This is a genomic window from Prevotella marseillensis, assembly GCF_900625065.1.
GTDB lineage: Bacteria > Bacteroidota > Bacteroidia > Bacteroidales > Bacteroidaceae > Prevotella > Prevotella rara.
The window spans coordinates 1-22,577 of the sequence record NZ_UYXY01000012.1; the positions used below are offsets into that span (position 1 = coordinate 1).

General features: G+C 43.1%; 18 protein-coding genes. All 18 read right to left on the reverse strand.

Annotated elements, in window-relative coordinates:
* Window positions 1-124: 124 nt before the first annotated feature.
* Window positions 125-1,027, reverse strand: a complete 903-nt coding sequence (locus tag EJL04_RS15950; RefSeq protein WP_125105644.1) for a glycosyltransferase family 2 protein — start codon at window positions 1,025-1,027, stop codon at window positions 125-127.
* A gap of 56 nt (window positions 1,028-1,083) precedes the next feature.
* Complete coding sequence (locus EJL04_RS15955; RefSeq protein ID WP_021855277.1) at window positions 1,084-2,058, reverse strand: glycosyltransferase family 2 protein; 975 nt, start codon at window positions 2,056-2,058, stop codon at window positions 1,084-1,086.
* Window positions 2,049-3,155: a polysaccharide pyruvyl transferase family protein gene (locus EJL04_RS15960; protein ID WP_021855276.1), complete on the reverse strand. Its 1,107-nt coding sequence runs from the start codon at window positions 3,153-3,155 to the stop codon at window positions 2,049-2,051. The genes EJL04_RS15955 and EJL04_RS15960 overlap by 10 nt, the downstream gene beginning before the upstream one ends.
* Window positions 3,155-4,306, reverse strand: coding sequence for a Coenzyme F420 hydrogenase/dehydrogenase, beta subunit C-terminal domain (locus EJL04_RS15965; RefSeq protein ID WP_021855275.1), 1,152 nt, complete (start codon window positions 4,304-4,306; stop codon window positions 3,155-3,157). The genes EJL04_RS15960 and EJL04_RS15965 overlap by 1 nt, the downstream gene beginning before the upstream one ends.
* Window positions 4,303-5,847 carry a lipopolysaccharide biosynthesis protein gene (locus tag EJL04_RS15970; protein WP_021855274.1) on the reverse strand — a complete coding sequence of 515 codons (1,545 nt, stop codon included), beginning with the start codon at window positions 5,845-5,847 and terminating at the stop codon, window positions 4,303-4,305. Before EJL04_RS15970 ends, EJL04_RS15965 begins: the two co-directional genes overlap by 4 nt.
* Window positions 5,848-6,181: 334 nt before the next feature.
* Window positions 6,182-6,745 carry a UpxY family transcription antiterminator gene (locus EJL04_RS15975; RefSeq protein ID WP_021855273.1) on the reverse strand — a complete coding sequence of 188 codons (564 nt, stop codon included), beginning with the start codon at window positions 6,743-6,745 and terminating at the stop codon, window positions 6,182-6,184.
* Window positions 6,746-7,376: 631 nt separating this feature from the next.
* Window positions 7,377-8,585, reverse strand: a complete 1,209-nt coding sequence (locus tag EJL04_RS15980) for a tyrosine-type recombinase/integrase (RefSeq protein ID WP_125105645.1) — start codon at window positions 8,583-8,585, stop codon at window positions 7,377-7,379.
* 130 nt (window positions 8,586-8,715) lie between these two features.
* Window positions 8,716-9,774 carry an AmmeMemoRadiSam system radical SAM enzyme gene (gene amrS, locus EJL04_RS15985; protein ID WP_125105646.1) on the reverse strand — a complete coding sequence of 353 codons (1,059 nt, stop codon included), beginning with the start codon at window positions 9,772-9,774 and terminating at the stop codon, window positions 8,716-8,718.
* An 11-nt stretch (window positions 9,775-9,785) separates the two neighbouring features.
* Window positions 9,786-11,267 (reverse strand): AmmeMemoRadiSam system protein B, encoded by a 1,482-nt coding sequence (amrB, locus tag EJL04_RS15990; RefSeq protein WP_125105647.1) that lies wholly within the window; start codon window positions 11,265-11,267, stop codon window positions 9,786-9,788.
* A gap of 1,142 nt (window positions 11,268-12,409) precedes the next feature.
* The gene (locus tag EJL04_RS16685; protein ID WP_241210032.1) at window positions 12,410-12,643 is read right to left on the reverse strand and encodes a hypothetical protein; all 234 of its coding nucleotides are present in this window, start codon (window positions 12,641-12,643) and stop codon (window positions 12,410-12,412) included.
* The gene (locus tag EJL04_RS15995) at window positions 12,621-14,840 is read right to left on the reverse strand and encodes a TonB-dependent receptor (protein ID WP_241210033.1); all 2,220 of its coding nucleotides are present in this window, start codon (window positions 14,838-14,840) and stop codon (window positions 12,621-12,623) included. The genes EJL04_RS16685 and EJL04_RS15995 overlap by 23 nt, the downstream gene beginning before the upstream one ends.
* Window positions 14,837-15,808 (reverse strand): FecR family protein, encoded by a 972-nt coding sequence (locus tag EJL04_RS16000; RefSeq protein WP_125105648.1) that lies wholly within the window; start codon window positions 15,806-15,808, stop codon window positions 14,837-14,839. The genes EJL04_RS15995 and EJL04_RS16000 overlap by 4 nt, the downstream gene beginning before the upstream one ends.
* A 2-nt stretch (window positions 15,809-15,810) precedes the next feature.
* The gene (locus EJL04_RS16005; RefSeq protein WP_241210034.1) at window positions 15,811-16,377 is read right to left on the reverse strand and encodes an RNA polymerase sigma-70 factor; all 567 of its coding nucleotides are present in this window, start codon (window positions 16,375-16,377) and stop codon (window positions 15,811-15,813) included.
* A gap of 25 nt (window positions 16,378-16,402) precedes the next feature.
* Window positions 16,403-17,005 carry a hypothetical protein gene (locus EJL04_RS16010; protein WP_125105649.1) on the reverse strand — a complete coding sequence of 201 codons (603 nt, stop codon included), beginning with the start codon at window positions 17,003-17,005 and terminating at the stop codon, window positions 16,403-16,405.
* Between the two features lie 376 nt (window positions 17,006-17,381).
* Window positions 17,382-18,170 (reverse strand): UDP-2,3-diacylglucosamine diphosphatase, encoded by a 789-nt coding sequence (locus tag EJL04_RS16015; protein WP_125105650.1) that lies wholly within the window; start codon window positions 18,168-18,170, stop codon window positions 17,382-17,384.
* Between the two features lie 409 nt (window positions 18,171-18,579).
* Window positions 18,580-20,673, reverse strand: coding sequence for an outer membrane beta-barrel protein (locus EJL04_RS16020; protein WP_125105651.1), 2,094 nt, complete (start codon window positions 20,671-20,673; stop codon window positions 18,580-18,582).
* A gap of 78 nt (window positions 20,674-20,751) precedes the next feature.
* Window positions 20,752-20,916 carry a hypothetical protein gene (locus tag EJL04_RS16455; RefSeq protein WP_164511804.1) on the reverse strand — a complete coding sequence of 55 codons (165 nt, stop codon included), beginning with the start codon at window positions 20,914-20,916 and terminating at the stop codon, window positions 20,752-20,754.
* Between the two features lie 24 nt (window positions 20,917-20,940).
* Entirely contained in the window at window positions 20,941-22,362 is a 1,422-nt protein-coding gene (locus EJL04_RS16025; RefSeq protein ID WP_164511805.1) for a B12-binding domain-containing radical SAM protein, read from the reverse strand.
* Window positions 22,363-22,577 lie beyond the last annotated feature (215 nt).

Genomic DNA, 22,577 nt, shown 5'->3' on the forward strand with positions numbered 1-22,577 from the left:
GTCATATCATATACGTTTTTATTGTCCATACATCTCGCATCAAGCATAAAGTGTTCCAATACACGCCTATCGGACATCTTGGCGGTTTAAACTTTGCTAATTTGGGAACATGCGGACATTCATTTTATTTTTTTATACCCATCAAACGCAAACGACGTTCAATAGCTAATAAATAACGACAAAGAAAAGAATTATGAACATAGGTTACAATTCTTTCACGACATGATAAATCCAAATTCTTTGCATCTTGCAAAGTTGAACAAATCCAATCTTTTCGATATGGTATTTTAGCCCTACACACAATAAGGTTCTCTAATACATGCAATTTCAGAAACAAATATGATGCACAGAAATCCCAAAACCTATCTCTAAGTGCTTCTTTTATTCTTGATATATAAGTTTCCTCGTAAGCCAAGGTAGGTACACGTCCATTCGTGACAGATGTATCGTGAACTTCATAATTATAGTAGCTTTTATTAAGGACATAAATAGAATGATGGACACGCAAGCCTATTAGGATATTCATGATAACATCCTCACCTATTGGCAAATCACGAGAGATATTAAAAACTTCATCTGATAAGATATTTTTTTTTATGAGTCTCCCCCAAATAGTTACAGGCAACTTGTTCTCTAATATAGCAGAAACAAACGTATCACCATCCATCTCACCTTCTAATGAAGTTCCACAAATAACCATATCAAATCCTTTAGTTATCTTATCAACTAAAATTTTAAGAAAATCTTTTTCAATGGTATCATCTGCATCAACAAATGTAACATATTCTCCAGATGCTAATTCCACTCCTTTTTTTCTCGCACTCGTAACCCCATTATTTGGCTGATAATAGTATTTAATTCTAGCATCCTTCTGAGCTAACTCATGACATATGGAAGCAGAAGAATCATAACTACCATCATCAACCAAAATGAGTTCTAAATCAGAATATGACTGATTTAAAATACTACGAACACATTGTTGAATATATTTTTCCGCATTATAAACAGGAACGACAACAGACACCATATCATTAAAAAATACAAATAATTTAAAATCGTTGTTATAGAACTTGTTAATTATTTTTACAAATATATTTTTTTAATTTTGAAAATCCATAACACTATAATACCATATAACTTATACATGAACAATTTATCAAATAATTTTCGTTTAAACCCTTTGCATATATAAGTTCTGTCATTAATCATATCTTTGAAATATTTTCTTTTGGAGAAATATAAAAAATCCTTATAAAAGGATTTAATATTTTTATTTGTAAAATCATATTTTGTTACAAAATATTCTATGGAATCATAATATCTTCTCCTTATATCAAAATTGAACTTAATATATAGTTCATTTAAAGCGTCTGTTATTTCTTGTAATATTTTATCTATACTACCTAATGACAACTTTCTATTAGACAACCCATTTGACAGAATATAATTATAAGAAACTGCATCTATGCATCGGATTTTTTTTATATAAAATAAATATTGATACATAAACAACGTATCTTCTCCAGAAGAAAACCTACAATCAAATCTTATTTTATTGTTATTGATTATGGATGATTTTAAAAGTTTTGCAAATGGTACAGTTAACCCCATATAATCATTCAAAGAAGTTAATAAGTTGCCTATTTCATGCACATCGTTAGATAAATTATTATCCAATTTTACTATTTTCTCCTGACAGCCACATATTTTTATTGAAGACAATACTAAATCTGAATCATCTGACCCAATTATCATATCGTTCAAAGATTGAACATTTAAATAATCATCCGCATCCACAAAAGAGATCCATTCACCCTTCGCATATTGTAATCCCATGTTTCGCGCAGAACTTACTCCACCATTAGTTTTATGAAAAACTCTTATTCTTTTATCTTTTGCGGCATATTCATCGCAAAGTTCACCTGATTGGTCTGTACTGCCATCATCTACGAGCAATAATTCCCAATCACAAAATGTCTGATTCAAAATACTATCAATACATCTATTAAGAGTTTTTTCAGTATTGTAAACAGGCACTATAACAGAAATCAGAGACATAATAAAAAATTATTAAGAATATTATATGACTCTATTTTTTTTATATTATATAAATTATTTGCGTCTGTATAATCTATCTGAGTTGAAGATACTACTTTACCATATATGTTTAACATTCTATCAGACAGATTCAAATAATCTAATAAAAACGATGCTCTTTCGTCTATACTATTATTAAGTGAAATAGTATTAAATGGCTTATTAAACAATATAGAAAGCACTGTTCCATGAAAAGAAGACGTTATAATGTAAGCTGCATTGACAAAATAGAATAATAGTTGCTTAACCGATAGAGTCTGTTTCTGGTTTTCATTAAAGATGGATTCACGCATCGTTGCAACCTCTATCAGTTTAAGTCCTTTATTTTTAGCTACATCTGCCGCATATTTTGCGATATCATCATTTCTAATCAATTGAAACAATAATAAATATGGTTGCTTTTGATTTTTTATTTCATTATTATCTAACAATTTATATAAAATTGTAGGTCCTGCCAATAAAACAGGGTCAAATACAACTTCTGAGATTATAAATGTTTTTCGTCTTATAAATTCAGCTAAAGATTTTTCTCGAACTAAAACTTTATCAAAATATTTCAGTCTTGATAAGAAATAATTAACATTCTCATTTGAAAAATTCGAGACACTTCCAGCACTTGCTGCATACGCAATCAATTTTTTCCCCTTTGCAGCAGGAAAGTCGCCTAAATATATTTTGTCAAATCCATTAGTAATTTTCGGATTCCAAATCTGATCACTACCAAAGATAAAGACATCAAAATCGTTTGATGCATCATTTAAGTCCAATTGATAAAGATTTATATAATCATGAATGAATCGTGCGAATACACTATTACGTTTCCAGCGGATAGGAGCGACCAAACAAGCTCTTATTAATCCTTTACATTTTGAAAAGAATGAATTAAAAGATGCAGAATCGTATGAGAATGTTTTGTATGGCTCTATAAGATATTTCGGACGATAATCTATAACACAGACTTCATGTCCCATATTTTTTAATACTTCCTGCAGACAATAGGTCTGCAATACAGCTCCATAGTTAGCTGCACAATGAAATGTGAATATTCCAATTTTCATTATCCTAATATTTTATGTTTCACCTTTCTAAGGAGACTGTATATCCGATGTCTGAGACCAATGTTCACATATTTCTTAGCACAATAGACAAATCCTCGCGATATAAAATTCTGTTCAAATTCTTCCCTTAATGGACTGATAATAGATGGATACTCCAAATTGTGTTGCAGACAATGCTTTGTATCAGTCACCAAATAATGAATTTGATCTGCTATTTCAGAGAATAATTGTCTGCCTTTTTCCGTATTGACCAAAAGTAAAGAGACGCCTTTATTATCGGCATTAATATGTTGATCAACCTTTTCCCAACCCCAAAAATCTGCAATAGTCAAATCTGATGGACGTTTTAAATTAGTAAAATGACATACTCCACAAGAATGACGGAACATAAGATGTTTATAAAACAAGTCTGTATAAGTTGATACACATAAGTATTTATTTCCAAGTTTGAAGGACTCTTTATGCGCAGACCAACCCAATTGTGATTTATCACGAAAATTAACATCAGTTATTTTTGCATGATATTTCTTTTCAATATATTTGAGATAATCACGCCATACATAAGGAGCAGGCACTCCATGGCAAACAAGATCTACGACATATAATTGAGAGATATCTTGTTTCAATAGTTGCAAATAAGACAATAGGCCTGACGTCTGACACGGAGTTCCAGAAAACATTACCTTATATCCCTGTTTCAAGTCCTTTTTTATTTGGCAGAATGTATCTTTCAAATCACTTTGTACGTATTTGCTTCCCTTAAACTCATCACGTTGTTCTTTATTTGTGGCTCTTTTATGTACAACACGAAAGTGGTCTTCATAGCCAGCACCATACACGACACCTCCTTGTTCTAATATCCAATCAGACAAAGCTATAAAGACAGCACCGCTTCTACTAGTACTAATTTCATTTATATTTTTGTGGCGTGCAGCATAAACATCTGGTTCTTCCAAGTTTCTAGATTTGTCATAATCATCGTTAAATGCGCATACCTGATTACAGAGGCCACAGTCTATACATTTGCTTTTATCTACTTCGGGATATAAGAAGCCCATACCGTCCGGCCTCATTGTGATAGCATGATGGGCACAAATATTGGCACATGCACTACATCCGCAGCAAGCAGATTTATCTTTTATTGTTATCATCTATTTAACCATTTTACTGATAAAACATGCAACTTATCTCTCAGAAATTTCCGTTCAGAAACAGAACATCCAAATATGAAAAGAATAGCTGCCGTCCAAATCAGGCAGATAATGCAAGATATTATAAATCCATACAAATTGGCAGGTAATTCCCAACGGACGAGGAGAGGAATAATAACGGATAATACAGTTACTAAAAGAATTTTACCGCACACATTATGTAAGAAGCGGGATACCGGCAGTTGAATCATACCACGTAACATTATTAATCGTGCTACTAAGCAAACCAATGAAAGGGCAATAGCTATCATTACAACCACTTCCGGCAAAAAACCCATCTTAAGAAACAGATACGATAATGGAAAATTCATCATCTGCAATCCTCCCACGATAATCTGATAATTTCGGATTTTACCTGTAGCCAACATAACAGTGACCAAAGGGTTAGATATTGCTTCACACATGGAGAATATCAGAACGAGCTGGACAAAAAATACGGCATGTTCAGGCACTACATTCAACCAAATGGATAATATATATTGAGTATTCAATAAAACCGGAAGAGCCAACCATAACAATAAATAGAAGGAAAACCGTGCCCCCTTGAAAATTAATGAAAACGTATATTCATATTCAGCTGCTGCATATGATTTGGTTATTTGTGGATTTAATGCCACCATAAAGTTACCGACAAATGCCCCTATAGCACTACTAACTTGGTTTGCGATTCCACGTGCGGCATTTAAAGCCGGACCATAAAAGAGATTTAAGAGTATATTACCACCTTGGTCACGTAAAATTGCAGATGATGCTCCGATGAAATTCCAACCAGCAAATCCCGTCATGTCCTTCAATAAAGGTTTGTCCAAAATCAATCTAAAACGACATTCCTCAAAAGACTTAAGACAATAATAAAAATAGAAAAACTGAAACAACAGTCCTTTTAACACTAAAAGACCTGAATAAAGAATCAACCTATCTGCATTTATTCCACCATAAGCAATTAGAAGAACTATACACAGCTGCAAAATAGTGTCCCCAATACCAACAAAAGCAAAAATACCCATCCGTTCATGAGAAATGATAGATGCATTGTAAGGAACACTGAATAGTCCTAACAGAAATGAAAATAAAGAAAATTGGAATACCCAATTGGCCGCAACCATTCTGTCGGCAGGTATATTCATCTTATAATTCAAGAACCACAGTCCAATGGTTTCAGATAAGACAAAGACCACAAGAGCTAATATAGCATGTACGCACAATGCAGAAGAAAAAACCTTCTTCAAACGCTCTAAATCTTTTCTCCCCAGCTCAAAAGTCAAAAAACGACTTACTGCTGCAGATAAGGAACCCGACAACAAAGAAAACATCGCAACCACACCGCCTACGACATTATAGATACCATAGTCTTCAACGCCCAAGGCCTGCAAAACCACACGCGAAGTGTATAATGATATCAACATGCCAAAGAGCATGCGGACATATAGCATCAATGTATTCTTTGCAATCCGTTTTGTATTTTCCTGTTGCGTGGTCATTTAATTTATTTACATCAATAATTTAGCCCAAGCCGACCGCTGGTCTGCATATCGTTTTATCTCTTTTGTGTATTTCTGCTTTCAGCCGTCTTTCTGTTTACTATTGAGTTCCGTATGTTTCTTCTTGACATAGCACGCTATGCTGCTAAAGAGCAAACGAAAGTCTGTTCAATATAAAGCGAAGATACCGGCTGAACCATAACGCCCGGCTCGGGTTTTGTATTTATATATTTTCGTTTTATGGGATTTACGAAAGTAGTTTCATCATAACAATTTCTGCCTGTTGGCGCCAGCAGAAACAACAAAATGGCATAAGATAAAGATTCGTTATTTCTTATAATATCTGTATATATTCAGGCTGCACTTCAATAGATGCAGTCAAGAGGTTAGACAATTCTATAAAGATGCGCTTCACTTTTGAGCCTTGCATCTTCTGGAGTTTTCCTACATAGTCGTTCAGAGGGCCGCCGATGATGCGCACAGTTTTGCCTATCATACTAGGAAGGATATCCTTTGGAGCATAAAACTGCGGATTGTCCGCAGATTCAACTGCACGTATAAAACGCTCCATATCCGTGTCCCTTACCGTCATGGGAGTTCTAAATCCGTCGCGCAAGTAGCGGTATTGCAGTGTACTGGTTCTCTCGACGATAGGATCAAGAATTTTTCTGGTGACATGCACGAACAGCAAGTCTTGCATAAAAGGAACTTTCTGGGGGATGCGTTTTTTCTCTTTGGTCACAATTTTCCACTTCATAGGAGTGAATATCTCGATTTTCATCTCGCTAAGCATCTTATACGCAGGAAGCTTGGCATTGTTTCGCTTCAGGTCGCGCATAACGAACCATTGGGGCGCGTCACTCCTAGAAAAAGCTATAATCTGCTCTTCTTTAGTCATAGTCAGCAATGTGTTGGTTACTAATATTAATGCCTTAAAGGCATACTCTCTAGTCCTGCGAGTTAACGTAATTTGCAGTATAACAAGCAGTTATGAGTTTTTGTATCTAGACTTCTCTCATTCTCGTCAAGCATTATTAAAACGCTTTTTTAAATGACTTTATCAGTGTAAAGCTTATTTATCACCTAGTTATTTTTGCTTATCTCCTAATAAGAGACGGTCATTTACGTGAAACATTTTTATTTACGGACTTTCAAACATTTTATTTGTAAAGAAAAAATCAGCAAATAAACGTTTGCGGTGAAATAATCGAATAAAATTGTTAAAATAATTGCATAAGTAATTATTTTTTGTACCTTTGCATACAAAAGACCGTCTCTTATTAGGAGATGGTCTTTTTCGTGAAACGAATCAAGTCCTTTTTGGATTACATCATTCAAAAAAACGAATGACTTTAAGAATAGTATTTGCGTCTGTTACTTTACTGAAAAGCGTAAAATATGGTGAGGTTTATAAATCGAAGAATTAACTTTATTTTCGGACAATGATGCTTATTAGGCGATGCTGTTTTTGCCTTCAGCACAAACAGCACGGACACACACAAATGTCCCTCCACAATGTTTAATAAGTTTTAGAGACCGTTTAATATTTTCCTGTTTGCCTCATCCACCTCATAAGATTTAATCGAATCTAAATATATCTGGGTGGTAGCTTCCGACTCGTGCCCCAGTCCTTCGCTTATCACAGCCAGGGGGATGTCCTTGCCGCGTGCTATGGTTGCCCAGCTGTGACGGCTGTAATATAAAGATAATGGCACTGACAGATTGGCCAAGCCGGCAATCTCCTTCAGATGTCTGTTTATTCTCATCATCTGATTAAGGTATTGCTGCCGCTCTTTTCCGTCTTCACGCATTATTATCGGCAGCAGATACTTTGTCTTGTTAGGCTCATACTTATCAAGGATATCCTGCATCTGGCGTGTCCACTCTATTATGAGCAGCTGTCCCGTTTTCTTACGACGGTAAGTAAGATAGCCGTTGCGCAGGTCTTTCTTCTTCAGGTATGCCATGTCTACAAAAGACATGCCTCTGGTGCAGAAGCTGAAGATGAACATGTCGCGGGCATAGTCCCAAATGGGTTTTCTCGACAGATCGAGGTCCTTTATCCTCTTAATCTCAACAAAGGATATGCTCCGCTTTATGGTCTTGTCCATGCCGCAATAGACATGCCTGAACGGGTGGCAGTCTTTAGTCAGGCCTTTCTCTACAGCCATCTTATAGTTGGTGCGCAGAATTCTCATGTAGAACGATGTCGTGTTGCGCGACAAGCCGCGGTATCTCATCTGCGCCTCATAAAGTTCAAGCAGCTCTGAATCAATCATGTTGAAAGGCAGATCGACACCTTTTCTGAAGTGCATGAAGCTGTTTAACGTCGACTTATAGGTCTCGCTTGAACGTATCTTGCCAAGCTTCTGCTTATGCATAATCTGTGTACGGATAAAGTTAAACACGCTTTGCTTAATATCATCACAAAGCAAAAACCGGCTGATGACATCGTCAACGCACAACTGACTGCCGTCAACGACAGTGTCCCGGATAATGCTGTTTATCCGCCGCAGTTCCCATTCCACATTAAAGCGGATAAGACTTAGCTGCTCATAGCGCGGCGATGACTTCATGGGGAGAACGATGAAACCGTTGCGTTCGTCCCATTCGCTGCTGAAAATCTTGTACTTGCTGGTTATTCTGCGGACTATACGTCCGTGAATAAGCTGAAACACCAATGAGCCTTCTTTGTTAATGTTTACAGAAGGTCTGAATTTAAGTTTAACAGATATCATATTTATATTTTTAATTCAATATAAATATCATATTTTTTCTTTTTTCCTATATTGTTTTCATACACCTATGCATCTTGTTTTATTTCTTTTAACTCTTATTCTGCCCTTTACGCAAACTAATGCTTAAGCATCACCACACCCCGGCAATCTTGCTGCCGCACTTAGGGCAGACGCCGCTGAAGTTGCCAAGGTCCACATCGTAGCCTGTGCGGCGTATGAGGACAGAGCCGCAACTGGGGCAAAGGGTGTCTTCGGCTCCGGGAAGCGAGACATTGCCGAGATAGACATGGCGCATGCCCTGACTTATGGCCACACGGCGTGCCTCAACGAGTAGCGGCAGGGGCGTCGGCACAAAGCTAGCACCGGCATCCTTAACGCCCATGGGCGTAACGGCAAGCACCGACATGGGGCCCTGCATCTTATACTGCGGGAAGAAACGGCTGAAATGGAGCGGACAGTCGGCAAAGCCGTTGTCGACAAGCCAGCGGCACATACGGGCTATCATGTCCTTGTCGTCGTTGACGCCGGGTATCAAGAGGTTGGTTATCTCAATCCACACGCCGGCATCGAGCATACTTTTGAGCGTATGCAGGACAGGGGCAAGCCGCACACCGCTGACAGAACGGTAGATGTCGTCGGAGAACGACTTGAGGTCTACGTTGGCGGCGTCGATATACGGCAGCAGACCTGCCAGCGGACGGGCGTTGACATAGCCTGCCGTAACCAGTATGTTCTTCAGTCCGCGCTCACGGCACGCCACGGCACAGTCGCGCGTGTACTCTAACCATGTCAGCGGCTCGGTGTAAGTATATGCCACCATACGGCATCCGTTCGTTTCAGCCAGCCGCGCCACGTCGGCGGCACCAAGCTGTCTGTAAGGCACGTCGGCCGCCGACGCCTGCGATATGTCCCAGTTCTGGCAGTTAAGACACGAAAGGTTGCAGCCCGCCGCAGCCAGCGACAGACAGCTGCCGCCGGGATGAAAATGCAGCAGCGGCTTCTTCTCAACCGGGTCTATCTGCAATGCGCACACACGACCATAGTTTTCTGCCACGAGACGCCCGCCGCGGCATACCCTGCTGCGGCACTTTCCCCGCTCGCCCTCTGCCAGACGGCAACCGTGAGGGCACAGGCGGCACACCACCCTGCCGCCTTCAGCGGCTTCATAAAATTCTGCTTCGTGCTCCATATCCTTAATATTTATTCGCCGTCGGCCTCGCCGAACACTTCGGCCTCATAAACATACAGCTCGGCATCGCGCCATCCGTCCCAGCCAAGTCCGGCCTTGTCGCGCGAGCAGTGGCCGAAGAACTCTTCCTTAGTCCAGTCAGTCTCATCTGCCACCTGCGGCAGGAACGTGCCCGAGCTGGCACCCTTGACAATATACAGACCGTGGCGGCCGAGCTGAAACTCGTCTATCGACGATATGCGGCGCAGCGGCGAAAGCACGGATATCTCTATCTTAATGTCATTAAGCTCATCCTTGCGCACGGGATAAAAGCGCGGATCTTCAAAAGCTGCCGACTTAGCCATCTCTTCAACCGTGGCATACAGCGGCCTGTAACCTACAAGATTGCCTATGCATCCGCGCAAACGGCCGCCTGACGTCAGCGTTACAAAGGCTCCGCAGCGTGCCTTCAACGTTTCGCTAAGCCTGGTTGTGTCGCACGGCTGTCCGCCGTTTCCGTTAAGCGTATTCTCTATTGTCCGGCGCGCAATGCCGAGCAGGGTGCGCATCTCGTCTGCCGTAAGGCCGAACGCCGCATCCTTTTCTGCTCCGCCGCCTTCGGCTTTTCCGCCCGTAACGGCAAAGGCATGATAGCCCACCACGCCGTCGTGGTCGCCGTAGGGTGAGTCGCCCGAGTTGCAATATCCCAGATGCTCCATGGTCAGACCTCCGCCATCACTCATCATCATGAGCAGCACGGCTATGGGCGACTGTCCGCATGCGCTTGTGTAGAGGTTGGAAATGTGGCGCGAGGCGTTGTCGTTAATCGCGCCTACAAACTCTGTCAGCGAGGCCTTCTCTATGGCTTGCCCCGTTATGCCGTCCACCTCAACGGCGTCGTCATAACGTGGATAATGAGAGAAGTCGCTGCTTATGACAAACAGATTGTCGGCGGTGAAGTATGGCTGCAGGGCCTTGGCCACGCGCTGCAGTTTGTCAAGATCCTGCGTACCTATTATTATGGGCACTATGGGCGGCATCTTGTCCATACGGCGCTGCAGAAAAGGCAACTGCACTTCAAGGCAGTGCTCGCCGTCGTGTGCCTTGGGCAGACAGCAGAACACGCTGTCGGCACACAACAGATCATTGCACACGTTGATGTCTATCTCCACGTTGCCAAGCGGCGTGGCATAAGCGCCGAACTGGTTGTCGACCGAAGCGCCGTCGAAGGCTGCCTTATGGCTCGGTCCCAACAGGAACACCCGCTTATATTCTCTTGCCGGATTTATGCGCATATATGCCTTTGCCGCCATAGCTCCCGAAAAGACATAGCCTGCATGGGGCACGATGACGGCGCGCACGTCGTCGGCATGACTTACTCCGGCTGACTTCAGAAAGCCGTCGACATCATTGGCAAGCGTGTCTGCCGAGGCTGAATAAAACTGCCCGGCAACGGCCGGCTTACGTATATCGTCTGCACTGCGTGAGCATGACTGAGAAATGTGTGTTGCCATAATAATCAGTATAATTAACAATTTTGCTTTCAAGGGTGTTGTGAATAAATTATTCTTATATCGCAAAAATAAGAAAAATAATTGAGAAAGGAAAGGGAATTTTTTATTATTTAGGAGTTAAGACAAATGATTTTCTTCTTAGGAGTTAAAGGAGTTAGAGTAGTTATCGCCAACAAGTTGGCTAGGAGTTAAAGTCAAATGTTTTGTTGCTATAAAAAAATTTCGCATTTGGATTTTTCACTTTTCACTCTTAGTTTTTCACTTTAATGTGCCGGCTGATTTGCAATTGTCGTGCAAGCGAGAGCAGAAGCAAATCTCATTTGGTTATGCCGAGCGCAGCCGACAATCAATAAGATTAATCTGCCGGAATTGAATATCAGGATCTGTGATCCGAAATTAATACAAATTATTTATAAAAAGGAAGTTAAGCGGATTGAAAATCCTTATATTTTATGTTGCCGAATAACATATCCGGCAGAACATTTGCTTTGCGGATTCTAAACAACAGAGCCTAATATTACATACTACTAGAGAACATTTGCTTTGTGAAAAAAAACAGAACTTTTGTCTTGTAGATAAAAAATTATTCGCAACAAGACTAATGTGCCGGCTGATTTGCAATCTGCCGGAATTGAGTATCAGGATCTGTGATCCGAAATTAATACAATTTATTTATAATAAAATGGAAGCTAAATTGTGAATAAAAATTTTAACGGAAAAATCAGGACAAAAGATTTTTGGGAAATAGAAAATAAATATATAACGGATGTTAATATGTGCATACTTATAGCGACATTCCATTAATATACATTTACGTTTATGTCGCTATTTTGCCATAAAAAGGATGATTTTGTTGGCCAAATCAATGGATTTTGACTAACAAAAGGGGCTATTTCAGAACGTAAACGGGCCACTTTTGCACCGTAAACGGCAGAGTAATATTTTTTAACTGTTGCCATTTCCTTCTCAAAACGACATAATCAGATGTAAATCAACAGCTTAACTAAAACATGAAAATTATGACATTTTTAAGAAGAAAAGACTGAACCGTGATGAAGGACGGCATTCTGAGAGCGTCAAACGGTCGGAAGCAATCCGTTTATTTTACATTTTAACATAGCGAAATAAGCACATAACAAGGCTCAAAACTTAAAGCTGATGCTCGCATAAGGCAGGCAGTTGCCGTGCCATGTGGCAGAATAAAAGCTGAGGACATCCTCATCTGACGGACGGCCCACCACATTATACAGACCGCAGCGCAGGGCAAGGAGCTTGCGACCGAAGGCCTTCTCGAACGAATAGCCCACGTCTACACGATAAACCAGCGGCTCGCGCATGGTGCGGAACTGCTCCTCAGGGCGGTGTGTTGAAATCATCGCCAAACTCAAGCACCTTGCCGGAGCGCATCATGCCGCCGACGGAAACGAGCGAATGGGCATTGAGCTTATACGACAAGGCAGCTGCCAACTGATGGGGAACATCATATAGCGACGGCATGCGGCCGCGGTCGGGCATGTCGTCAAACCACTCTCGGCTGCGCGAAAAAGCATACGAGAACTGAAGCATCCAGCGCCTCCAGCTCTTGTTGAGATAAAGACGGAGGCCATAGCTGTCGCCGCTGCCCACCATGACATACTGATCCCAGCCGCCGTCGTCAACAAAAATATCAGGGCGCATGGCCACTACGTTGCGGCGTGTCTTATAGAAAGCCGACAGTTCAAACAGACCGCCGGTAAGGAAATGCTTCCACCCCATCTCATAATGCTCCGACGAACGCGGCTTGTAGCCGTCTATGCTGGGCATGCGGAAGTCGGTAGGCAGGTCCCAGTTGTAAAGCCGCAGGCAATGATAAAACTGCTCCATCTTTGAGAAATGCAGATAAAGCAGGTCGCTGTCTGTAGGAAAATATCTGACAGACAGGCGCGGCTGTATGCTGTAATAGTCTTTACTGCCGTGAGGAAAATAGCCTACGCCGTGGACACCCACCTGAACCGAGAGCCGCTGTGACACACGTATGTGGTTGTCATAGAACACTGACGCCTGACGGATAAGCTCGCGCCGGGTGCGGACGTCGCTGCCGAAGGCCGCAATGCGGTAGGTGTCGTAAGAATACTTGGCGCCCCAGCGCGCACTGTAAACGTTGTCGAGAGTGTAGCTGAACTCTGTAGAGGCGTTAAACGAGCGTATGCCGCTTCTGACGTAGCCCGTAGAGTCGACTCCGAGCATGTCTATGCGCGCGCGGTTGGTATGTCCGGAGTAAAAGAGCGACGTGGTATTGCCCAGCTTTCCCGCCTGCGTGTTGAACGAAAGCTGGCAGATGTCGTTGCTCCATCTGAGCACCGTGCCGGTCTCGCCGTCATACAGCGGCATGTGATAGTCGTCGCGCGCACCGTAGGCCATGGCGCTGAGCGATGTCTGCGGTGAGATTGAATAAGACAGCTTGGCGTTGTAGTCGTAGGCAGAATGGTTAAGGCGGTCGTCTTCCGACCGCATGTTGTCGAAGAAGTCGAGCCAGCTTCTCCGTGCGCCCACCATATATGAAAGTTTGTCCTTCACGATCGGTCCTTCAAGTGTTACCGATGCGGCGGGCATGTCGAGCGAGAGGGTGTTGACAAATTCGTTTTTGTTGCCGTCTTTAAGATTAACCTCAGTAACCGACGAGAGCCTCCCTTCAAAGCGAGTGGAAAAGAAACCCTTATGGAACACCACATTCTTTACGGCGTCGCCGTTGAATATGGGCAGCAGCGAGTTGAGGTGTCCCGGATGGAACACGGGCACGCCGTCGAGCAGAAACAGGTTTTCGTCGTTGCTGCCGCCGTCCACCTGCAGGTTGCTACCTGCCATCGACGATATCACTCCGGGCAGAATCCATATCTGCGAAAAGAGGTCGTTGCGGCTGAACGAGAGCATACCTGAGGGCGTTGTCTCGCCCAGTTCGCCGTCGCGCCTGGATGTCTCTACGGTTATCTTTTCTATCTCAAACGGCAAAGGCTCAAGATGCGTAACAATATGACAATTGCCGCTCACACTTATGCGGCGGCTTGAGGGGGCATATCCCATATAAGAAACATTGAGCACATAAGTGCCCGGCGGAACGTAAAGGCGGTAAACGCCGTTAGCGTCGGTAATGGCAGCCATGCGCCTGCCCCCGCCGTTGTCGATACTTACGACGGCACCGTAAAGGCGCTCGCCGCTCTCCTCCTCGAGCACCGTTCCGCCAATGCATACGTTCTCTATCTTCTCTGCCTGAATCAGCAGCTTGCGCGGAGGCACAAAGGCCGTGCGCACCTTATATCCGTCGAGCACCTTAGAGAGCAGAGCGCCCACGGTGTAGACGCCCGGACGGTCGATGCGCCTGACCTTATCGACGTCGATCTGTGCGGGGTTATATGAAATGACGATACCGAGGCCGGTCTCTATCCTTGACAGCCACTGCTGCACGGTGGCAGAAGAGGCTTCAACGCGCAAAGTCTCTTCGGTAAGCGCACGCGCATTGTCCGTTGTCTGCGCGTGCGCCAGAGTTATCCGAAACAGAATAGGGACTAATACCCACAGTATTCTTCGTATGTTCATTTATATAGCATGTAATGTTTACCGGCCACCACCGTCTTATACTTGCATCCGCAGACAAATGCCAGTTCCTTCACTATCTCGTCGCCGTCGGCACCGTCGATGCGGGTTGTTATGAGGTTGTCGTCAAGGCCAGCACCGAGGTCAATGCGTATGCCGGTGTTGCTCTCTATCTCGCTCACCACCTTTGGCAGAGGCTCGTTGCTGAACACCATCGACACGTCGGCATCATCGCTGCCGAAACGCGTGGCGGGCGAGCCTATCACTCCGGTGCGCAGCTCTCCGTCTATGAGTTCGGCCTTCTCGTTTGCCTCTATGACAACGCTTGCGCGCTCTGTGGCAACCTTAACCTTTCCGGTCTTGACATACACTCCGGCGTGGCCGCCATGAGTGGCGTCTACAAGAAACGAGGTGCCCATCACCGTAACGCTCATCACGCCGGTCTCTACCTTAAAGCTTGCGCCGTGCAGCTTCTTGACCTTGAAGAAGGCCTTGCCGCTCAGGCGGGCTGTGCGCACCCTGTCGACACCCTTGTCGCTGTAGGCCAGCGTGGCTTCAGGATAGAGCAGCACCTCCGAACTGTCGGGCAGGATGATGTGCTGCTCCACGGTTCCGTTGTTGGCATACTGCATAACGTCCGAGCCGCGGCTGCCCGAAAGATACGGCAGCGCAAGGACAACCATGAGCAGCAGCGCAGCCGCCACCGACACAATAAGCATAGCCCTGCGGTGCAGACCGTGCCACAAACGGCTGCCGCTGAGCCGCGGCTCAACCTTGCGCCAGGCAGCACCGGCATCGAATGTGGCCGGGTCGGGCGTGGCAACAGGCGCACCCATAAGCTTCTTCAGCTTTTCATACTCTCCTTCATTAGCCTTTATCCAGCTGTCGAGCACGCTCTGCTGCCGCGGCGTAAGCCCTTCATGGGCAAAATGCCTCGCAAGCAACCCGTTGATATCTTCATTGCTGTTCATCTTTATTCCCGATTTAAAATAATTGATAAAATGATTGTTACAAGAACCGTCACGACAAAACTGTTGGCGGCGGCATACTGACGCAGCAGCTTCAGAGCCTTTGTCATCTGGTTTTCAACAGTCTTTTCAGACAGGTTAAGGCTCGAGGCTATCTCGCGGTACTTCATTCCGTGAAGCTTGGCCATCATGAAGATGTCCCTGCACCGCGTGGGCAGCGTAGCCAAGGCGGCCTCGAGCCTCTCCTCCATAGTAGGCTCATCGCTGCAATGGCCTTCGTCGGCAGCCATTGTCTCGGCGCTCACCTGCCGGCCGTCAATCGGCACAATGTCGCATGTACGCTTACGCAAGAACGAAATGCAGCGGTTTCGCACGGCTGTGGTTATGTATGCGGCAAACTCATTTTCAGGCATGTCGTCGAGATTCTTGTCCCACACGCTTACGAACAGCTCCTGAACAATGTCTTCAGAGTCGGCCCTGTCGGAAACATATCCGTAGGCTATGCAGCATAGCCTCGGATAATGTTTCAGAAATCTCGATTTAAAAAGCTCTTTTCTACTGACTTTCATCATTGCGTACGCATATAATTACAAATAACTAAAATCTGAAACTCAAGCCGGCTGTAATGAAGCCCTTGTGACCGAGTCCGGCCTCAACGAACGCACCTATCGTCTCGTTGCCAACACGCAGCGCTATAGGATTAACCTGATATGCAAACGACGTGTTAAGGTCGGCTTTGGCGGCAGCAGCCTTTCCGGCTTCGGTCAGTCCGGTTTCGGTGTGGCGCTTCAGGCTCACTCCGGCCGACGCATTTCCGTAAAGCTCAACAAGTCTGCTTTTAAGATAAACAAACTCTGCCGTGGGCAGTATCATGAAGTTGAGCTCGCGTTCTTTTATCGAAGGCATCTTGTCGCCCGAGAGCGTCAGCTTGCTTGTTGTGTGGGCGAAGCCGAGGTCAGCACCTACGCGGAAGCGTCCGATGGCATAGCGGTAGCCGAGTCCGTAAACTATCGAGGCTTTCTCGTCTGTGCGCTTGCTGCCGGTAACGGCATCTGCAAGTCCGAGTCCAAGCACATCGACGGCGCTCTGTGTCAGTCCGTCACTCACCGAAACACGTATCTCATGTCTGTTGTCCTGGGCGTTAGCCATGTTGACACCTGCGAAAATGCACAAAGATAATACAAATACTTTAAATTTCATAATGCTCGATTTTTTATTGTTAATATTATTTACTTTTGTCTCTCTTTGCCCCTATAACGCAGCCTCAACAAAATACCCCTATCCTGTTTCCGCATTTTTTTCAGAAAAATGTTTGCAGACCGTGGAAAGCCTTGCATAAAAGGGAAAAACAGAGGGAAAAGCCGTTACAGAAAAACAAGAAAAAGGCGTGCCCCGAGGAAAAATCCTGCGGAGCACGGCCGTCTGTCATAACAAGAACATGCAATCAGCCACAATTCTTGTACCAATAAAAAATCAGTATAGTGATAATCCGACTGTCACAGCCGGGAGGAAAAGAATCTGAATATTGCTTATCGCGCAGCATCTTCTGCGCACGTACAGCCGCACTGCACATCCGTCACGATGCAATCTGCCTTTCAGGCATGCGGTTGCCGGCAAGCATGTCGCCGTATCTTATCACCGACCAGTTGCCGTTTTCGTCTTCGGCAAGTGCCGACATCGTTTCAACCCAGTCGCCAGAGTTGAGATAGTGGATGTCGCCATAATATGTGTCGGCCGGATGGTGTATGTGTCCGCAAATGACTCCGTCGCAGCGGCGTGCCCTCGCGAGCCTTACAAGCTCCTGCTCAAAGTCGGATATATAAGACACAGCCGACTTCACCTTCTGCTTGATGGCCTGCGACAGCGAATAGTAAGGCTTGCCGTGGGCGGTGCGGTAGTTGTTGTATATCTTGTTAAGCCACAACAGAAACGTATAGCCCACGTCGCCGAGCATGGCAAGCCACTTCATGTTGGTGGTGACGGTGTCGAAGATGTCGCCGTGGGTAACATAATAGCGACGGCCGTGGCTCTCGTGTATAAAGTCCTTGACGAAGCGTATATTGTAAAACGTGAACGGCACCATGCTGTCGATAAAGTCGTCGTGGTTGCCCCTGACGTATATTATTTCGGTGCCCTGCTTCTCCATCATCTTCATTATCACTTTGAAGAAGTCGGTGTGTTTGGGCTGCCATTTGCGCGTGCCGCCCTTGCGCAGTGCCCAGCCGTCTATTATGTCGCCGTCGAGAATGAGGCGGCGGCAATTTACCGACTTCAGAAAATCAGTAACTTCTGTTGTCTTTGAGTGTGTCGTGCCAAGATGTATGTCGGACAGCACTATCGTTGAATAAAATTTACGCAGACGCATAATGTCATAAAGTATATTTCCGAGCGAATACGACTGCCGCAGACGGCAACAGCCGCTTCGTTACGTTCTAAATGTTTCTGCCGCAAAGTTGCAAAATAGATGTGTCAATGATATGTTGAACAAATTACATTTAGGTAAAATTGTGTTGGCGCATATTGCGATGGGGTTAAAGCGAACGGCAATAAGCTCGATATAAAGCAAAATACAGACTGTATCCTGATGCCTGATTTTGAATAAAGCTGCAATACAGCATATGCTTAAGATGGTTTGGGTAAAACAAAAACAGGCATCCTACTGACGATGAAGCCGGATGCCTGTTGCGTGATGATTCTGTAAATATTATCTATATGACCGCATCTGCTGCGCGTGCCGTCAGCATAACTGACGCATGGGCTACTTGGCAAAGATGCTATTTCAGGAATCTCGATGTGTCAACTTTCTTGTGTTCTTTTTCTTTATAGTTGCCGAAAGCATAGCTGAACGACACGCCGAAATGGCGATAGCTCGACATGTCCATGTCAAGACGCTGCCCCTTGAAGTTTATGTAGGGGGTGATCTGCGCCGTCTCGAATATATCAGCACAGTAGAGTTTCAGCGTTGCACGCTTGTTCTTCAGGAACTTTATCTGCAGGGCTGCGTCCACGTTGCCCGATGCAGGCAGATCATAGTCGGCCTGAAGTGCCTTGGTTCGCACCATGCCGTTTACCGAAAGCGTTATTTCTGGCTGCGACGAAATGTGGAAGTCGTTGCGCAGCGTGAACATTCCGTACACGATGTCGCGGTCGAACGGAATGTCGTAGAAGTCGGAGTCTTTCTGTCTGAGCCATACACCCAAGGCTGTAAGGTTGGCACTGTACCATTTGCCAAGTTTCAGCGGAACAGCTGCCATGAGTCCTGCCTGCTGCTGGAAGTCGAAGTTCATTACCTTGAATGTCTCTCTCAGTTCGTCAGGCTGCTGATAAAGAGTCTGCATGAACAGGTCGTCAGTGTGCGTAAACCATCCTCTGAACACATATTTGTTTTTCAGCACATAAGTGAGCTGTGCCGAATATTCGCGCATGGGCTTAAGGTCCGGGTTGCCCACAATCACGCCATATCCGCCGTTGTTGTAGCTCGTGAAGTTCTGCACTGCCCAATATTCGGGATAAGTGCTGTAGCTGCTGAAGCCGAACTGAAGGATGTGTCCCTGCGACGGAATCCATGTTGCGTTGACGGTAGGCAGCCAGTTCCATTCATTCCATGAAGGATTGTTATAATATTCGGCAGCCAGCGACGCGTCTATTATCAGCTTGTTGTTGAAGTTCTTATTGAATCCGGCGTATATGTTCACGATGTTCTCGCGCTTGCTTGCGCTGATGTTGTCAGGCAGGTCCTGAGGCCTGTTTACCGTGCTAAGGTAATTCTGATAACTGTTGTCCGAACTTGTAGAATAAGTTGCGCCGTAGTTCAGTCCCCATCCGTTCTTCAGCGTATGGTCTTGCTTTACATACACCTTCCAGATGTTCAGCTTCTGCCGGCTGTCAGACACATAGTCGAGCGAGCCGTCAGTCAATATACTGCTTTGTGTCTGCGTCTGCGGAGCCTTATAGAATGTATATTCAGCGCCGATGTTAGTGCCAAACGGCATTTGGTAGTCGGCGGCAATGTCATGAGTCCACGGGTCTGTGTCAATGCCGTATTTTGAATTTATTGATCCCGTGGTCTCCTGTTTCGTATGTCCCGGAGCGTAAGAGCCGTAGTAAGTTACGTTGAGATTATGGTTTTCGGCAAAGTTATATCCCATCGACAGGCGCATCTGGTGGTTGTGTCCTCGTGTACGGCTGCGCTGATATGTTGAAATGTCATACACGTTGCCGTCGCTAAGACTATGGTGCGAGTCGGTTTCAGTTGTCTTGTACGAGTTTCCGTGGTCGTGCGAGTACATGAAGTCGATGCTCATCTTCTTGCCGGCGTACACCAGACTGGCACGTTCCTGAAACGCAGCGTCGTGACTTTGGTCATAAACGCCGAACACTTCACCTGTGAGCCTCTGTTCCTGTGCCGTCTCATGCAGGAAGTTTATGTTTATGCACGCACCTCTTACGTTATATTTGGCCGGTGCGTTATACATTATCTCCACATCCGCGAGTCTGTCTTTTGGTACGCTCTTCAGCACCTGCGTGAGCTGTTCCTGTGTAAGGTTTGTCACCTGTCCGTCTAATATCACCGTGGCGCCCTGTCCGCCAAGCGTCAGCTGTCCGTTCATTTCCACCACGCCCGGCAGTTCCTTCAGCGCGTCGTATGCGTTGTCCACGGGCTTCTTTTCGGTTATTCGCTTTATGTCATACACCAGTGCGCTGCCTTTCACCTTCACCATGGGGCGTTCGCCGCTCACCATCACTTCCGGCAGATTGTGTATGATGCTGTCCATCCGCAGCGAATCGCCGGGTGTTGCAGTCTGTGCCGATAAGTTGTTTTGAAATAAAGCCAACAATGCAATTGATAAAATAAATTTTATATACATATTCTTATATTTTTAATAGTATAGTTTATTCATTAAAATGAAAGGTTGCCTTTTAAAAACAACCTTTCATTTTAAATGTTAAATGTAAATTCCAACACCAGACTCTATTGATGGACCGCTGGGCTGATTCGAGATTTTTATATTAATTGTACCATTAATATTTGAGTAAGATTCATTGTTACCACCAATGATTGAATCTAAATCATCTAATTGGATCTCGTCCATTGAATAAATTTTTTCCATTTTTGTTGATTTTAATGTTATACTTTATGATATGAAATTTGTATTTATAACTGAACATAATTCAGAGTAATCGTCATTTTTATAAATTAACTTTTCATTGAAAAGCTCATTTATACATTTTATTAATATTTCTACTTTTCCAAACTTTTGTAAGGATTTAAGTGAAACAATACGTTCATTTGCTTCACATAATATTTTCCAATGTATTGAATCCACTTTGAATGTTAAAACTTTGATTCTTATACCATTACATAATTCATTATAATAAATATAGTCCCCATTACGTATCATTTTATATGTATGAGGATTTTTTAATAAATAGTTTTCTGCTTCATAATAGTACTTCCAAGATTCATCTTCTGAGTTTTTTGTATATGAAAAAATCCTTATTTTATCTTTTTCATCAATTAGATTTGATGGAGTATATTCCTCTTGTAATTGTTTATAGTTTTTAATTTTGTTTGTATCTTTAAGTTGTTTATAATATCTTGAATTTTCAGATACTGCTAAAGTAGTATATTGGTGTCTTATACCATTTTTCCTAATTATGAATCTTTCAAAGCTAAGATTGCGTATTGCTTCATTAATATCTTTTTTATTTTCTTCTATAAGAGATTTTATTATATTCAATCCTGATATTGAAATATTATAAATTTTACACCATTTCATTACAAGCAGATTACTTGCAAATGTATTCATTTTATTGATTTTATGTAGAAGACTATTGCTAGGTGATTCATATCCAATTTGAATATTGGTAAATCCACTTAAAGCCATTTTTCGTATTTCTTTTTCTGTTATACCCTTAGTTATTATTTCTGCTAATTGAATTTCAAAGTCAGGATATTGTTTTTTTATTTCTATCAAGCCGTCTAAAAGTTCATTAAAACGTACTAGATTATTTCCAACAACATCATTATCTGTAAAATTAAAAATACGGAAACCATAATTTTTTATGAGGTATATAATTTCATTTATTATGTTTTCTGGTTGTTTTGTTCTAAATAAATATCCTTCGTTAAGGAAACAAAATTTACATTTATGCCAATGACACCCTCTTCCTCCTTCAATTAGTACTTGTACACTTTTTCTATCTTTATTTATTTTATCTATTTGCTGGACAAAATCATCATATATAGGCTTAATCATTGTATTTAAATCTGTAAACTCAAGTTTAAGCTTATTTATTATAATTTCGTTTTTCCGTCGAAAAGCTAAATGGGGGATGCTATCAAATTTTTCATCAAGGTCTATTTTTTGCGCTAATTGTAATAGTGCTTGTTCTCCTTCTCCCCAAATAGCGAAATCAAATATATCAAAGTTTTCTAAGAAAGATTTTGCAACGGAAGAAGTAGATATTCCACCGATGGCAATATTGATCTTAGGGTATTTTTGTTTTATCTTTTTTGCTATTACTATTGCAGGTATCCACTGATATAATTTCATTGGCATTCCAATGAGTTTATATTGGCTGATATTTAAAGATTCTAATGTTTCATCGATTCTATTATCTAATTTGTTTATTAGATGTTTACATTATTGTCCACTAAAAATCGCAAATAGTTCTTTGAAATAATTGAATTACAGTTTATTAGAAGAGATTTTCTTGCGCAACGATTTGAAATCATAACTTTGCAGCCTTTTATGTTAGGCTGTATATG